17 protein-coding genes are annotated in these 14852 nt (G+C 74.2%); 5 read left to right on the top strand and 12 right to left on the bottom strand.

Annotated features, from left to right (window positions below):
• The first annotated feature begins 49 nt into the window (after positions 1–49).
• The gene (locus ABT369_RS28735; protein ID WP_350616542.1) at positions 50–1132 is read left to right on the top strand and encodes an aldo/keto reductase; all 1083 of its coding nucleotides are present in this window, start codon (positions 50–52) and stop codon (positions 1130–1132) included.
• Here ABT369_RS28735 and ABT369_RS28730 read toward each other — a convergent pair.
• Positions 1126–1812, bottom strand: coding sequence for a TetR/AcrR family transcriptional regulator (locus ABT369_RS28730; protein WP_350616540.1), 687 nt, complete (start codon positions 1810–1812; stop codon positions 1126–1128). The two genes, ABT369_RS28735 and ABT369_RS28730, sit on opposite strands and share 7 nt — an antisense overlap.
• Before the next feature lie 88 nt (positions 1813–1900).
• Here ABT369_RS28730 and ABT369_RS28725 point away from each other — a divergent pair, with 88 nt between their 5' ends.
• Together ABT369_RS28725 and ABT369_RS28720 are read left to right on the top strand one after the other, a co-directional pair.
• The gene (locus tag ABT369_RS28725) at positions 1901–2572 is read left to right on the top strand and encodes a DUF4386 domain-containing protein (protein WP_350616538.1); all 672 of its coding nucleotides are present in this window, start codon (positions 1901–1903) and stop codon (positions 2570–2572) included.
• Positions 2514–3704 carry an MFS transporter gene (locus ABT369_RS28720; protein WP_350616536.1) on the top strand — a complete coding sequence of 397 codons (1191 nt, stop codon included), beginning with the start codon at positions 2514–2516 and terminating at the stop codon, positions 3702–3704. Before ABT369_RS28725 ends, ABT369_RS28720 begins: the two co-directional genes overlap by 59 nt.
• Before the next feature lie 17 nt (positions 3705–3721).
• On the opposite strand, the gene ABT369_RS28715 is transcribed toward ABT369_RS28720, so the two are convergent.
• Positions 3722–4246, bottom strand: coding sequence for a DUF488 domain-containing protein (locus ABT369_RS28715; protein WP_350616534.1), 525 nt, complete (start codon positions 4244–4246; stop codon positions 3722–3724).
• Between the two features lie 163 nt (positions 4247–4409).
• Complete coding sequence (locus ABT369_RS28710) at positions 4410–4823, bottom strand: hypothetical protein (protein ID WP_350616532.1); 414 nt, start codon at positions 4821–4823, stop codon at positions 4410–4412.
• A gap of 514 nt (positions 4824–5337) precedes the next feature.
• Between ABT369_RS28710 and ABT369_RS28705 the strand changes: the two genes are divergently transcribed.
• Positions 5338–5508 (top strand): hypothetical protein, encoded by a 171-nt coding sequence (locus ABT369_RS28705; RefSeq protein ID WP_350616531.1) that lies wholly within the window; start codon positions 5338–5340, stop codon positions 5506–5508.
• Here ABT369_RS28705 and ABT369_RS28700 read toward each other — a convergent pair.
• The 4 genes from ABT369_RS28700 to ABT369_RS28685 all read right to left on the bottom strand — a co-directional run bounded on the left by ABT369_RS28700 (position 5496) and on the right by ABT369_RS28685 (position 8310).
• On the bottom strand, positions 5496–6119 hold the full coding sequence (locus ABT369_RS28700) for an ABC-2 transporter permease (protein ID WP_350616529.1): 624 nt from the start codon (positions 6117–6119) through the stop codon (positions 5496–5498). The two genes, ABT369_RS28705 and ABT369_RS28700, sit on opposite strands and share 13 nt — an antisense overlap.
• Positions 6116–6739 (bottom strand): AAA family ATPase, encoded by a 624-nt coding sequence (locus ABT369_RS28695; protein WP_350616528.1) that lies wholly within the window; start codon positions 6737–6739, stop codon positions 6116–6118. Before ABT369_RS28695 ends, ABT369_RS28700 begins: the two co-directional genes overlap by 4 nt.
• A complete protein-coding gene (locus tag ABT369_RS28690; protein WP_350616526.1) occupies positions 6700–7023 on the bottom strand; it encodes an ATP-binding cassette domain-containing protein in 324 nt (107 codons plus the stop codon). The genes ABT369_RS28695 and ABT369_RS28690 overlap by 40 nt, the downstream gene beginning before the upstream one ends.
• 99 nt (positions 7024–7122) lie before the next feature.
• A complete protein-coding gene (locus ABT369_RS28685) occupies positions 7123–8310 on the bottom strand; it encodes an MFS transporter (protein ID WP_350616524.1) in 1188 nt (395 codons plus the stop codon).
• A gap of 72 nt (positions 8311–8382) precedes the next feature.
• Between ABT369_RS28685 and ABT369_RS28680 the strand changes: the two genes are divergently transcribed.
• Positions 8383–9225 carry a LysR family transcriptional regulator gene (locus tag ABT369_RS28680; RefSeq protein ID WP_350616523.1) on the top strand — a complete coding sequence of 281 codons (843 nt, stop codon included), beginning with the start codon at positions 8383–8385 and terminating at the stop codon, positions 9223–9225.
• Positions 9226–9228: 3 nt separating this feature from the next.
• On the opposite strand, the gene ABT369_RS28675 is transcribed toward ABT369_RS28680, so the two are convergent.
• The 5 genes from ABT369_RS28675 to ABT369_RS28655 all read right to left on the bottom strand — a co-directional run bounded on the left by ABT369_RS28675 (position 9229) and on the right by ABT369_RS28655 (position 14851).
• Complete coding sequence (locus ABT369_RS28675; RefSeq protein ID WP_350616522.1) at positions 9229–10539, bottom strand: cytochrome P450; 1311 nt, start codon at positions 10537–10539, stop codon at positions 9229–9231.
• Between the two features lie 25 nt (positions 10540–10564).
• Positions 10565–10999 (bottom strand): hypothetical protein, encoded by a 435-nt coding sequence (locus tag ABT369_RS28670; RefSeq protein ID WP_350616520.1) that lies wholly within the window; start codon positions 10997–10999, stop codon positions 10565–10567.
• A gap of 19 nt (positions 11000–11018) precedes the next feature.
• On the bottom strand, positions 11019–11837 hold the full coding sequence (locus ABT369_RS28665; protein WP_350616519.1) for an SMP-30/gluconolactonase/LRE family protein: 819 nt from the start codon (positions 11835–11837) through the stop codon (positions 11019–11021).
• A gap of 133 nt (positions 11838–11970) precedes the next feature.
• Positions 11971–12318 carry an STAS domain-containing protein gene (locus tag ABT369_RS28660; RefSeq protein ID WP_350616517.1) on the bottom strand — a complete coding sequence of 116 codons (348 nt, stop codon included), beginning with the start codon at positions 12316–12318 and terminating at the stop codon, positions 11971–11973.
• A gap of 1 nt (position 12319) precedes the next feature.
• Positions 12320–14851, bottom strand: coding sequence for an ATP-binding SpoIIE family protein phosphatase (locus ABT369_RS28655; protein ID WP_350616515.1), 2532 nt, complete (start codon positions 14849–14851; stop codon positions 12320–12322).
• Position 14852 lies beyond the last annotated feature (1 nt).

The following is a 14852-nucleotide window of genomic DNA, read 5'->3' as shown; positions in this document are numbered from 1 at the left end:
CGCGCGGATCGGTCTACCTCGCGAGCGCCCGCGCGCCGAGACTTGTGCCATGACACTTGACCACTACGTCACCCTCGGCCGGTCCGGCCTGCGCGTCAGCCCGCTCGCCCTCGGTGCGATGACGTTCGGCGAGGACCCGGGCGCCGCCGGCTGCGGCGTCGAGGAGTCCGAGAAGATCCTGACCGCGTACCTCGAGCGGGGCGGCAACTTCGTCGACACCGCGAACTTCTACACCAACGGCCACTCGGAGCGGATTCTCGGGGACTACTTCGCGGCCCGGCCGGGCGCCCGCGACCGCGTGGTGCTCGCGTCCAAGTTCTTCGCGAACATGCACCCGGGCAACCCGAACGCGGGCGGCGCCGGGCGGTCCGCGATCCGCCTGCAGCTGCACGAGACCCTGCGCCGGCTGCAGACCGACCACCTCGATCTCTACTGGCTGCACAACTGGGATCGCAACACCCCGATCGAGGAGACCATGCGCGCGCTGGACGACCTCGTGCGGGAGGGCCGCATCCGGTACATCGGCTTCTCCAACACCCCCGCCTGGCTCACGGCCCAGGCGCAGACGACGGCGCTGCTGCGCGGGTGGACGCCCCTGGTCGCGCTGCAGGTGGAGTACTCCCTGCTGGCCCGCACGGTCGAGGGCGAGCTGGCCCCGTTCGCGCTGGACCAGGGCCTCTCGCTGGTGCCGTGGAGCCCGCTGCGCAACGGGTTCCTGTCGGGCAAGTACCGCCGCGGCGCCGGCGTCACGGACTCGGCCCGCACCGCCTTCGTCGGGCAGCCCACGGACGCGGACCACGTGGTGATCGACGCGGTGCACGCGATCGCGGACGAGCTCGGCACGTCGGCCGCGGCCGTCTCCCTCGCCTGGCTGCGCTCCCGCCCGGGCACCGTCGTCCCGATCGTCGGGGCCGGGCGCCTGGAGCACCTCGACGGCAACCTGGCCGCCCTGGAGGTGGCCCTGACGCCGTCGCACCTCGCGGCCCTGGACGCGGCGTCGGCGCCCGACCTGAACTACCCGGCCCCGCTGCACGGCCCGCTGCGCGCGATGCTGCAGTTCGCCGGGTCCACTGTGGACGGAGAGCCTTCCGAGGTGTACCCGCCGTTGCTGCAGAGCACCGTGCGCTACTGATCTCGCCGGGCTCGGTCGGCCCCGGAGCCGAGCAGCGCGGCCAGGCCGTCGAGGATCAGCTCCAGGCCGAAGCCGAACTGGTCGCCGAAGGAGTACCCGGGCCTGGTGATGTGCTCGACGGCCATCTCGACCAGGTGCGGATAGGCGCCCGGGTCGAAGCCCTCCATGATGTCCTCGGCCACGTCGCCGGCGCTCTGCTGCTCGTCGAACGGCAGGGACGCCTCCTGGACGGCGAATCCGTACACATAGCTGTCCAGCACCGTCAGCGCGTGCGCGGTCTGCGGCACCGTGAAGCCCGCGCCGCGCAGGCATCCGAGCGCCGCGTCGTGTGCCCGCAGGGTGGCCGGGCCCGGCGTCGTGCGCGACTCCAGCAGGCCGATCGCCCACGAGTGCCGGCGCAGGGCCAGGCGGGCCGAGCCGCAGCGCCGCCGCAGCTCCGCCCGCCAGTCGCCGCCGGCCGCGGGGACCTCGATCTCGGCGAAGACGCGGTCCACGATGCCGTCGAGGATCTCGTCCTTGTTCGCGACGTGGTGGTACACGGACATGGGCTTGACCCCGAGCTTGTCGGCCAGCGACCGGATGGTCAGCGAGGCGATGCCGCCCGCGTCGGCGAGCTCCACGGCCGCGCCCAGCACCCGCTCCCGGCTCAGCGGGGGGCCGTCCGTGATCCGTCTCGACATATCAGGGTCTCCTCAGGGTTCCGCCTTTCGTACTTAGTACGGTACCGTCACCTTACTAAGTACGGTTCTCGCTGGGGGAGTGATTGTCATGGCCGCTGCGCGCACGATCGGCGCGTTGTTCCTGGCCGGGTTCCTGACCTACGGCATCGGGTTCGCCCTGGTCACCTCGGCCATCGGCGCCGACGGCGGCCTGACCGCCCGCACCACACTGGTCGTCGGCGCGCTGCTCATGCTGCTCAACGTGCTGATCGACGTCGGCAAGGGCGTGCTGTTCTTCGGCGTCCTGGAGCGCCACGGCCGCCGCACGGCGCTGTTGTACCTCACGATGATGGCCGCCGAAGCGGTGCTGCTCGGCCTGGGCGTGCTGTTCCTGCTGCTGCTGGTGCCGCTGCACGACCGCGGCGCCGACCCCGTGTTCGGGCTGCTCGCGACGGACGCGAACAACCTGCTGTACCAGATCGGGGAGTTCCTGCTCGGGTTCACCGGCGTGTTCCTGTGCGCGCTGCTCGCCCGGGCCCGGCTCGTCCCGCGGGTCCTCGCGTGGTGGGGCGCCGCCGGATACGTCGTGTTCGCCATCGGTACCGTTGCCGAACTGTTCGGCGCTCATGTCGGGCTCGCGCTGTCCATCCCGGGCGGGCTGTTCGAGGTGGCGCTGGGAATCTGGTTGATCGTGCGGGGGTTCGCTCGCGTACCCTCCCAGGGTGCTGCCGGTCCCGTTCCGCTGGTTGACGAGCGCCTCGTGGGTCACGAATCTCGGTGACGGGATCGCGGTCGCGGCCGGCCCGCTGCTCGTCGCCTCGCTGACCGACGACCCCTTTCCGGTGGCGCTCGCCGCACTGCTGCGGTGGGCGCCGCCGCTGCTCTTCGGGCTGCACGCCGGGGTGCTCTCGGACCGCGTCGACCGGCGGCGGATCGTGCTCGTCGCGCACACCTCGCGCGTCCTGGTGCTCGCCGCCCTGATCGCGACCGTCGTCACCGGGGTCGTCACGGTCGCCGTCGCGCTCGTGGGCCTGGCGCTGCTGGCCACGGCCGAGGTCTTCGCCGACAACACCACGCAGACGCTCGCGCCGATGCTCGTGCCCCGCGAGGACCTCGCCACCGCGAACGCCCGGCTCACCACCGGGTACATCACCATGAACCAGCTCGTCGGGCCCTCGCTGGGCGCGACCCTGTTCGCCGCCGGGCGGGTCTGGCCGCTGCTGGCCCAGGCCGTGCTGATCGTGGCGGGCGTGCTCATGCTGCTGCGCATGCGCCTGCCGCCGTTGCCGAGACCCGACCGGGACTCCGCCGGCATCCGGCGCGACATGGTGGAGGGCTTCCGCTGGACCGTCGCGCACCCGGCGGTCCGCACGCTCGTGCTGACGATCCTGGTCGTGAACCTGGCGTTCGGCGCGGCGTGGTCGGTGCTGGTGCTGTACTGCGCCCGGCAGCTCGGCCTCGGCCCGGCCGGCTACGGCGTGCTGACCACGGTGTCGGCGGCGGGCGGGCTGATCGGCACCGCGATGTACGGCTGGCTGACCCGGCACGTGAGCCTCGGCAACATCATGCGGGTGGGCCTGCTCATCGAGGCGGCCACCCACCTCGGCCTGGCGCTGACGCACTCGGCCGTGGTCGCGGGCGTGATCCTGTTCGTCTTCGGCGTGCACGTCTTCATCTGGGGCACGACCTCGGTGACGGTGCGCCAGCACGCCGTACCGGACCATCTGCAGGGCCGCGTGAACAGCGTGAACACGGTGGCCATCTTCGGCAGCCTGGTGATCGGCTCGGTCATCGGCGGCGCGCTGGCGACGCGGCTGGGCATCGCGGCCCCGTTCTGGTTCGCCTTCGCCGGGACCGCGGTGTGCGTGGCCCTGCTGTGGCGCTCGCTCACGCAGATCGCCCACGCCTCATGAGACCGGCAGCGTCCGCGTCATAGGCCGGGCAGCGCGGGCTGGGCGTCGTACACCGGCCAGCCGTCCTCGCCGCGGCGGACGCCCGGGCTGAGGCGGTGCGGCTCGCGCGCGACGCCGAGGTGCTCGACGCGCGCGCCGCGGATGGTGAGCGCGTCGGCGATGAGCATCCGGTGGCACTGCGTCCAGTGGGACTCGGCGCATATCACGGCGAGCAGCGGCGGGGCGGCGACGAGCGCGTCGATCGCGTCCCGGAACGCGGGGGAGTCCATGTGGTCGGCGTAGCCGGCGAGGGCGGGACTCGGCACGGCGGTGTGCCGCGAGCCCGTCCGGGCGGTGCGGTGCCCGCCGAGCGTTTCGCCCTGCCAGGTGTACTCCAGCCCGGCGGCGCGGATCGCCCCGGCGAGCGCGTCCCGCCCGAACTGCGGATGCCGCCGGGAGCCGGGGAACCGCCGCACGTCGACGAGCGTGCCGACCCGCGCCTCGGTGAGGATCGCGACGAGCTCCTCGACGGTGCGTGCCCCGTGCCCGACGGTGCAGATCACGTCATGGCCTTGCTCCGATGCGGGTGCCCGGCACCCGGACCCGGCCGCGCCTGCGTGGCATGCCGCCACGGTAACGCGAGACGGCCGGGACGCGAAGCTCGCGTCCCGGCCGCTTGCGGTGCCGCCGCCGTCGACGGGCCTCGACGGCGGCGGTGGGTGGTGCTTAGCGGTGGTGGTGCCGGCGGCTGTTGTACTCGTGGGCGACGAGCACGTACTTGTTGCTGCGGCCGACGCGGTAGCAGTCGGAGTCGTCCCACATGCCGGCGCGCTCGCCGACCCAGCCGGCGGCGGTGCAGGCGCGCTTGTTCTGGAACGTGCGCACGACCCACGACTGGTCCCAGTCGCGGTTGTCGCGGTGGCCGTCCCACGAGCCGTGCCAGCGGCCGTCGCTGCCCGGGCCGCGCCGGTCGCCGGGGCGGTTGCCGGGGCGGTTGTCGCCGCCGGGGTGGTTGTCGCCGCCCGGGCGGGGCTGGGCGACGCTGCCCTTGCCGTCCTGGACGGTGCTGGCCGACGCGGCCGACGCTCCCATCCCGACGACCGCGGCCGCGGCCATGGTCATGCCGGCCAGCGTCAGCATTCGCTGAACATTGCGCATCTTCACGATCCCCCTCGTTGTTGTGACGATGCGACTACGTTAGGTAGTTTTCCGCCCGGAAGTTGCCGAAACCACTCGTACGTTTGGTTTGGTTATCAAAGCCCTATAGCCGGGCAAATCGGACGGGCCGCTACCCGCATCGGGCCCAGCGGTTGATCGCAAACCGACCCAATCGACCTGCTGCGGGTGTTCATGGTGCCTGCGCGGGCGGAGGGCCTTGCGGGCGCTGCCTAGTCTGGCGCGGTGATGGTCGTCGGGGTCGTCGGCGTGGTGCTGGGGTTGCTCGCGTTCGGGGCCGATGCCGCCGACGGGATTCCCGGGCAGGTGCTCGTCGCGCTCACCAGCAGCGGGTTCTCCTGGGGCCTGGCGGCGTTCCTCGTCGGGCGTTTCGCGGCCGTACGCAAGCAGGCCATCGCCCGCGCCACGGTGCTCCTCGTGGTCGCGACGCTCGTGTACTACGCTGCTGGGGCTCGCCGACGCGCCTGGGGCCGAGTTCGTGCGCGGGGTGGTCGCCGGCGAGGTGCTGCGGATCGCGCTGCCGGTCGTCGTGCTGCTGTGGCTCGCCTTCCGGCACCGGCTGTGGGGTGCGTGGCCCGTCCTGCTCGGCGCGTTCGTGGTGAGCGGCGGGATCGGCGCGTTGCGCTGGTACGCCATCTATCGGATCTGAACCGGGCGCCGGTCCAGGACCACGGACACCGCGACCGACACGGCGATGAGGGCCGCGCCGATCGGCCAGAGCAGCGGCACCCACGACTCGATCCCGGCCACCGGCACCCGCAGCCGCACGACGGCGATCACCACCAGCGCGAGCGGCAGCACGGTGCCGAGCACGCTGATGCGGGTGTAGCCGAACCGGATGAACAGCGGGAACTGGACCGCCACGTTGACCGCGAACATGCCCCACGCCACCGCGAGCACGATGCCGAGCGCGTGCCCGCCGAGCGGCTTGGACTCGGCGTGCGCGAGGGCCAGGGTCACCGCCGTGCCGCCGGCGGCGAGCGCGAGGAAGGCGCTCACCGCCCAGGCGTAATGGCCGAGCACGACCGAGCGGCGGCGCAGCGGGAGCACGGCGTACAGCGTGTCCAGGCCCGCCTTGTCGGCGACGCTGAACGGGTAGCTGATGACGGACGGGGCGACCAGCAGCACGAGCGCGGGCACCAGCGTGGTGGGCCGGTTGGCGAGGATCGCGGTCACCACGACCAGGAGCAGAAGACCTTGGCGGCGGTACGGCGCGATCGTGCGCAGATCCAGCAGGGCCACGCGGGCGACGGCGGTCATGCCAGGCTCCTCTGGGCGGGGGCGCCGATGTGCACGGCGATCTCCTCGAGCGTCGGGGGTTCGATCAGCGCGTCGGCGTCGAGCAGGGCCGCCTCGTCGGTGCGCACGAGGGCCTGGACGCCGGCCGCCGTGCGCCGCGCGCCGATCAGCCGCACGCCGACGCCCTCGGCGAGGTCCGGGCCGGCGCGCACGATCCGGAAGCCGTCCATGAGCTCGTCCTTGGTGCCGGTGGAGACGATCCGTCCATCGTGGATGATCGTCACGTAGTCCCCGATGCGGTCGAGGTCCGTGGTGATGTGCGTGGAGAACAGCACGCTGTGCCGCTCGTCGAGCATGAAGTCGCCGATGATGCCGACGAGCTCGTCGCGGGCCACGGGGTCCAGCCCGCTGGTCGGCTCGTCGAAGACCAGCAGCCGGGCCCGGTGGGAGAGGGCGATGGCGATCATGAGCTTCATCGCCATGCCGCGGGAGAGGTCCTTGACCCGGGACCTCGGGTCCAGGGCGAAGTCGTCGAGCAGCTGACGGTACCGATCGCTCTGCCACCGGTCGTAGAACGGCCGCAGCGTCCGCTCGACGTCGCTCAGGCGCCAGTCCCCGACGAGGTAGGTGTGGTCGAGCACACGCCGATGTCCTGGCGCAGGTCGACCGGCCCGGGCACCCGGTGGCCGAGCAGCTCGGCCTCGCCGGACTCGATGCGCCGCAGGCCCAGCAGGCACCGGATCGCGGTGGTCTTGCCGGCCCCGTTCGCGCCGATCAGCCCCATGACGTATCCGGTCGGCAGCTCGAAGCTCACGTCCCGCAGCGCGAACCGGTCGCTGGTGGCGACGCCGACGCCGCGCAGCGCGAAGGCCAGGTCGCTCAGCCGGGCCCCCTCGGTCGCGATGAGGCCGTCGAGGATCGTCACCAGCTCGTCGCGCTCGAGGCCGGCCCGCCGCGCGGCGTCGAGGGCCGCCTGCAGGCCGTCCTCGACCTGACGCAGCAGCTGCTCGCGCGGCGGGGCGGACTATATACAGTCGGTACGGCCCCCGCGCAAGGGCGCCGCGCGCAGGCTCGCCACGCCCCCGATCAGCGCGGTGACCAGCGCGGCCAGGCCGGCCGCCGCGAAGCCGCCCGCCGGCCCGGTGAGGTCGATCGCCAGCCCGGCCAGTGGGGAGCCGACCGCGAAGCCCCCGCTCTGCGCCGAGGACTGCAGGCCGGTCGCCTCGCCCCGCACGGCGGCCGGCACCAGGCGGCTCACGGCGTCGGCGATCGCGGACAGGGTCGGCGCGGTGAGCAGCCCGATGCCGACGACCGCCACGCACAGCCAGGGCCAGGTGCGGGCCAGCCCGGCGGGCACCGTCACGAGCGCGAGCAGGCCGAGCAGGACCCAGGTGGGCAGCGACCGGGGCAGCGCGCCGTAGAGCAGGCCGCCGGTCACCGACGCGACCCCGAACACGGCCACGACGCCGGCCGCCCAGGACATCTGGTCCGCCTCCCGCAGCACGGCGACGATGGCCAGGTCGACGCCGCTGAGCAGCGCGGTGGCGCCCACTCCCATCATCAGCACGGCGACCAGGCCGGCGCCCAGCCACTGCCGGCGCGGGGGCCGCTCGCCCGCGCCGGCGCCGGCCTCCTCCGCCGTGCGCACGGGCGGATCGAGGCGGGCCAGCCCGAACCCGCCGGCCGCGATCGCGGCGCCGACCACGCCGGCCACCAGCCCCGGGGACGTCTGCGCGGCGCACACGATCACGAGCGCCGGCCCCACGATGTAGGACACCTCGCCCTGCACCGCCTCAAGCGCGAACGCGGGCCGCCGCTGCTCCGGCGTCGTCATGGCCGCGATCGCCTGCCTGGTCACCGACTGGGCCGGCACCATCAGCAGACCGGCGACGACGCAGGAGCAGACCAGGATGTCGTACGGCATGAGCGGCACCCCCAGCCAGAAGACGACCTGCAGCCCGCTCGTGACCACCAGCACCTTGCGCACGCCGCGCCGGTCGATCGCCCGGCCGAGCAGCGGCCCGCCCAGCGCGATCCCGGCGGTCAGCGCCGCGGCGACCACGCCGGCGGCCGCGTAGCTGCGGTGCAGCCCGAGCACGACCACCATCGTCAGCGCCATCACGTCGGCCGTCATCGCGGTGCGGGCGAGCAGCGAGACGCCCAGCAGCGGGGCCATTCCTGGCACGGCGAGCACCCGCCGGTATCCGGTCACCAGCCCGACGCTAGATCAGCCGCCCCGCCAATAGCAGACGGACATCTGTTGGGGCCGCCATAATGATTGTTTATGCCCAGGGACCTCGAGATCGGGTTGCTGCGATCGTTCGTCGCCGCCGTGCGGGCGGGCAGCATCAGCCGCGCCGCGACCTCGCTCGGCCAGACCCAGCCCGCGCTCAGCCAGCAGCTGCGCCGGCTCGAGGGCGTGGTCGGGCGGCCGCTGCTGCACCGCTCCTCGTCCGGCGTCTCACCGACGCGGGCGGGCGCGGAGCTGCTGCCGTACGCCGAGCGGATCCTCTCCCTCTCCGCCGAGGCGCTCACCGAGACCGGGCGCGCGCTGACCGGCCACTGCGGCGTCGGGCTGCTCGAGGACCTCGCCGCGACGCACCTGCCGCAGGCCCTCGCCGACCTCGCCCGGCTGCACCCCGCCGCGACGCTGGAGGTGCTCAGCGTGTCGAGCACGGCGATGCGCGAGGCCTACGACTCCGGCCGTGTCCATCTCGTGCTCGACGAACTCCCGTGCCTGCCCGCGCGGCCCCGCTGGACGGTGCGCCGCCCGCTGGTGTGGGCGGTCGGCCGGGGCGTGGACGTGGCCGCCGACCCGCTGCCGGTCGTGCTGTTCTCGAACACCTGCGCCTGGCGGACGGCGGTCCTGGAGGCGATGGACCACAGCGAGCGGCGCTGGCGGGTCGCGTTCGAGAGCAACAGCCTGGTCGGGGTGCTCGCGGCGCTGCGGGCCGGGCTCGGCGTCGCGGGCCTGCTGCCGGCGAACCTCGACCCGGGCATGGCCTGCCACGACTCGGACGCCCTGCCCGCGCTGCCGGACGTCGAGCTCGGCCTGGCCCGGCATCCGCGCACCGCGGGCGACCCGCTGGTCGACGCCGTGGAATCCGCGCTGCGCCGCACGATCTGACCGCTACGCGCGCCGGGTGACCGCCGACATCGCGAACCGCCTGCCGGGGTTCGGGCCGGGCGTGGCGGTGATGCGCAGCGGGCGGCCAGGCCTCGCCGGCGTGAGCCGCAGACGACGGACCAGCATCGCGATCGTGGCCACGGCCAGCACCTGGGTCATGCCGGCGCCGAGGCACGTGTGGCCGCCGACGGAGAAGGGTGCGTACACCGCCGCCTTCCGCGCGGCCGTGAAGTCCCGGTCGATGTCGAAGCGCTCCGGATCGGGGAAGTGCTCCGGGAGCTGGTGGGGGACGCAGGTGGCGACGAGCACCCGCTCGCCGCGCTCGATGCGGCAGCCCTCGAAGTCGAACGCCTCGACGGCCGTGCGCGCGGAGCCCGGGGCCGGCGGGTAGACCCGCAGCGTCTCCATCACCAGGCCGTGCAGGGCGGGCAGGTCGCGCAGCCGCTCGAACGTGAGCGGGCCGTCCCCCTGCACGGCGTCCACCTCGGCAGTGACCCGGGCGAGCACCTCGGGATTGCGCAGCAGGACGTCGATCATGAAGCTGTAGAGGTACGCGACCGTGTTGACGCCCGCGAAGTAGCCCTGCAACGCCATGCCGGCCCGCACGTCGAGCGCGTACGGCTCGCCGTGCTCGTCGACCGCGTCGAGCGCCTGGTCGAGCAGATCGCGCGGCCCCTCCCGGCGCGCGGCGGCCCGCTCGGCCAGCGACTCGCGGGCAAAGCGGTGGATCTCGGCCCGGGCCCGGCGGTCGGCGGGCCACCGCAGCGTCGCGGCCGGCCACTTCCCGGCGATGGTGACGTCGAGGACCAGCTCGAAGGCCGAGCGCAGCGTCTCGAACCGCGCGGCCGAGCTGGCCCCGGTGTACGCGATCGACAGCTGGGCCGCGGCGAGCCGCTGGCACCCGTCGACCACGCCCAGCGCGGGCCGCTGGGCCCACCCGTCGAGGATCCGCTCGGTCTCGGCCGTGACGGCGTCCCAGCGCGCGGCGAGCAGGTCCCGCGACAGCCCGGCGCCGAGCAGCTTGCGCAGGTGCCGGTGGGGCCGCCCGCGCAGCACGTGGACCCGCATCCCGAACTCGCGGTTCAGGCCGCCGAAGCTCTCCTCGCTGGTGAACACCGCCTCGCCGCGCTCGAGCAGGAACCGGTTCGCGGCCGCGCCGGCCATGATGACGAAGGCCTGGTTCAGGGCCCGCACGCGGAACACCGGGCCGACCTCGCGATAGGCGTCCACGAAGAACCGCTGGACGTCGCCCATCATCGCCAGCGCGTTGCCCAGCACCGGGACCCCGGGCACGGCGGGCGGTCTCTGCGTCACAGCAGGGAATTGTCCGCCATGGATGTCACGAAAGCCAGCGCAGCCCCGGCGGCAGCAGCTCCCCGGGGATGCCGTCCGGGCGTGGTGCCTCGCCCCGCCCGATGACGTCGAGGCCGGCCGGGGTGACCAGGGACCGCGCGAACGAGAGCACGACGACGTCCCGCTCGTCGCTCACGTGCTCGACCCGCCAGCGGCTGCTGAGCACGCGCAGCACGCCCCGGCCGCGCCAGGTGAAGGACCCGGTCGCCGGGTCGAACCGGTCGACGCCCTCGATCCGCTTGGCGCGGCCGTCGCGGGTGCGGTACGCGACCTCGTCGCTGAGGGTCAGCGGGTCGTCGTGCAGCAGGCCGTACCGAAACATGGGTTGCAATCGCCGGCCCGAGAGCCACATCGGGAACGTCGTCGCCAGGACCCGCCACTGTCCGGGGAGCACATCGCGCAGCGTCCGCTGGTCACGCACGCGGGCAGCGTAGCAACCCTCACGCGCCGGGGACGCCGACCTCCACCGCGAGGACCTGCCCGCTGCCGGGCGCCACCATCTCGGCCTCGGTCATGCCGTTCCAGGTCGCGGCCGTGATGAACAGCGTCGAGCCGCCGAGCGCGCAGGCGAACGCGCCCCGGTCGAGCTCGACGGTCGCCAGCACCCGGCCGCCCTCGGCGACGCGCACGCAGCGGCGGTGGGGCACGTCGGCGTACCAGGCCGCGCCCTCGGCGTCGAGGCAGATGCCGTCCGGGACGCCGTCGCCGAGATCGGCCCAGACGCGGCGGTTCGACAGGCCGCCGTCCGCGCCGATGTCGAAGCCGAGCAGGTGGTGCCGGTACGAGTCGGCGACGACGAGCGTGGCGCCGTCGGCGGTGACCGCCATGCCGTTGGGGAACGCGATGTCGTCGGCTTCCTGGCGTACCGAACCGTCCGCCGCGGCCACGAAGACCGTCCCCGGCTTCGCGTCGGCCCCGCGCATCACGTCGAAGTCGACGCGGTTCACGAACACGTTGCCCCGGTGGTCGACCGCGATGTCGTTCCAGCCCGGCTGCCCCAGGTCGGCGTGCTCGACGAGCGAACCGTCCGGCTCGCGGCGCAGGAGCCGGCCGTTGGGGGAGTCGACGACGATCAGCCGCTCGCCGCCCGGCGGCCACGCGATGCACAGCGGCAGCGAGGGCACCCGGGCGATCACCTCGCTCGCGCCGTCCTCGCCGACCGCGATGACCTCGCCGGCGGTCCAGTCGCAGAAGTACAGCCGCCCGTCGTGCCAGCGCGGCGACTCCACGAGCCCGAGTCCGTCCATGAGCACCCGCATCGCGTCCCACCCTTCCCTCGTCAGGATTCTGCCCCTGACACGAACGACGACCCGCCCGGATCGACAATCGAGCGGTGACGAGGGGGCGCCGGGAACTGCCGGGCCGGTGACGCGGCCCGCGCATCCGCCCGGGCTACTGCGTCATCGCGGCGACGGCGGTGTCGACGTCCTCGGTCAGCAGGTCGGGCAGGAAGCCGATCAGGTCGAGGGTGAACCGCACCATCCCGTCGGCCGGGGCGGCCACGCGCACCGGGGCGCCCCGGTCGCCGAAGGCGGTCACCATCCGGTCCAGGCACAGCAGGCCCGCGCTGTCGAGGAAGGTGGTCGCGGTCAGGTCGACGACCACGCCGGTCGCGGCGCGCACGCTCGCGAGCACGTCGCGCTCCACGAGCGGCGCCGTCGCATGGTCGATCTCGCCGATCAGCGCGACGACCTCGCAGCCGCCGGTGGAGTACACCCGGACCTGACGCTCTGCGCTCATCTCAACGCCCCCCGCCGGCCGCGCGGCGGCGCATCAGGACCGTGGTACCGCCCGTACCTCGGTCGATCACGAGCTCGTCCATGAGGCGCCCGATCAGCGCCAGGCCCCGGCCCCGCTGCAGCGCGGTGCGCGGCGGGCGCCACTGGCCGGTGTCGCTCACGCGCACGGAGACGGCGCCGCCGTCGACCTGGGCGAGGACGCCCACGGTGCGGGCGTCGTCGTGGCCGTACCCGTGCTCGATCGCGTTCGCGACCGCCTCCGCGGTGGCCAGGACCACCCCGAAGCGGTCGTAGTCGCCGACCCCCTGCTCGCCGAGCCAGGCGTCGAGGGCCGCGCGGAAGCCGGCGAGGGCCTGCATGCGCGCCGGCACCTCGGTCCGGAACGGCGGCGCGTCGGTGTAGTCCAGCGCCAGCAGGCACATGTCGTCGTGCCCGCCGCCGCCCGGCAGCATCGCGTCGCTGAGTTCGGTCGCGAGCAAGCCCAGCGGCGTCTGCCAGTGCGCGGCGGCCGCCGACGCGAGCCGGTCCAGGCCGTGGTGGAAGCGCTCGCCGCGGCGCTCGACGAGGCCGTCGGTGTAGAGCACCAGCCGCGACCCGCGCGGCACGGTCAGCATCGCCTCGCTGCGCGCCCGCCCCGCCGCGCTGGCGCCGAGCGGCCCGGAGCGCGCCTCCCACAGGAAGCTCGGCACCCCGCCCGGCTCCACGAGCAGCGGCGGCGGGTGCCCGGCGCACGCGTACCGCAGCACCCCGCTGTCCAGCGCCAGCTCGGCGTAGGCGAGCGTGGTCATCTGCCCGGCCGCGAAGTGCGAGACGAAGTCGTCCATGTGCCGCAGGACCTCGGCCGGCCCGTCGTGCGCCGTCGCGAGCGCGCGCACGGCGCTGCGCAGCTGCCCCATCGCGCTGGCCGCGTGCAGGCCCCGGCCCACCACGTCGCCGACGACGATCCCGACGCTCTCGGCCGACGTCGCGAACACGTCGTACCAGTCCCCGCCCACCTCGAGCGTGTGCACCGCGGGCCGGTACGCGGTCACCACGTGGTAGCGCGGATCCGCCGGCCAGTCGCCGCTGAGCATGCTGCGCTGCAGGGTGTGCGCCACCTCGCGGTCCCGCTCGGCCAGCCGCGCGTTGTCCAGCGACAGCCCGGCCCGGTCGGCGAGGTCGGCGAGGAACTCCGGCCCGACGTGCCCGGCCCCGGACACCTCGCCCCCGGCCAGCAGCAGCGTGCCGAGCATCGCGTTGCGCGCCCGCAGCGGCAGTACGAGCGCCCGCTCGCCGTCGATGGTGATCAGTAGTGCCGCCGCCGGTGCCGCTCCCGACCGCCCGGCCGCGTGCACCGTGGCGAGCACGTCGTTCGGGATCGTCCAGCCGCCGCCCGGCCGCGCGGGCGCGGATGCCCGCCAGGCCGGCTCCCCGGCCGGGTCGCCGGCGGCGTCGAGGTCGATCTGGGCGTAGCCGGCGACGTCGGGCACGAGCAGCTCCACGAGCCGCATCGCCCGCCCGGTGAAGCCGACGGTCTCGTCGAGGTCGCGGCTGAGCCGGGCCAGGAAGCCCGACTGCCACGCCCGGCGCGTCGTCTCCTCCAGCAGCCGGATGCGCTCGAGGGCCTGCCCGGCCTGCCGGCCGACGGTCCGCATGAGCTCGATCTCGTCCTCGCCGAACGCACGCGGGCGCGGGCGCGCGGGCTCGTCTTCGCCGTACGCGCGCGGGCGCGTGGGCCCGGGCTCGTTCTCGCCGTACGCGCGCGGGCGCGCGGCCTGCGGCTCGGAGGGGTCGGGCCGGTCGGTCGCGAACACGAACGACACCACCCCCAGCACCCGCTGATCCGCCAGCATGGGCGAGACCAGGCGCAGGCCACCGTCGTCCTCGGCGTGCCGGACGACGTCGAGCAGGGCCGCGGCGCGCGCCTCCGGGGCCTGGTCGTCGAGCGAGAGGAGCTCGTCGGCGACGCCGAGCGGGCGCAGCGCGGCCTGCGCCGGATCGAGCAGCCACACGCGGGTCGCCGTGGCCGCGAACGCCTCGTCGCCGACCCGCACGATCGGCGCGACGATCTCCTCGACCCGCTCGATCGCGGCGCAGCGCACCACCATCTCCTGCAGCAGCCGGACCCGGGTCGCGTTGCGCTCGGCGCTGCGCCGCTCCTCGAGCAGCTGCCGCTCGTACGTGCGGCGCTCCTTCGCGTCGAACACCGTCATCCGCACGAGGGCCTGGCTCCCGGCCGGACCCGCGCGCAGCACCGCGTTGACGAACGCGTCGAGCCGGGAACCGTCGGCCCGGCGGAACTCGGCCGCCGCCTCCCGGACCTCGCCCTGCATGTGCAGCAGCGGCGCCAGGTGCGTCTCGTGCCAGATCCGGCTCCCGACGGCGTAGAACTCGTGCACGCGCCGGCCGGCCAGCTGGTCGCGGCGCCACCCGGTCCACTGCAGGAACGTCCGGTTCACGCGCACGATGGTGCCGTCCGGCAACAGCGTGAGATACCCGCAGGGGGCGCTGTCGTAGAGGTCCTCGGCGTTCTCCTCGGGCAGCGGCTCCGGCACG

Origin of the sequence: Dactylosporangium sp. NPDC000244 (assembly GCF_040300725.1) — a bacterium.
GTDB lineage: Bacteria > Actinomycetota > Actinomycetes > Mycobacteriales > Micromonosporaceae > Dactylosporangium.
The sequence above is the reverse complement of the archived record's forward strand: the minus strand, read 5'-3'. Positions and strand labels throughout refer to the sequence as shown.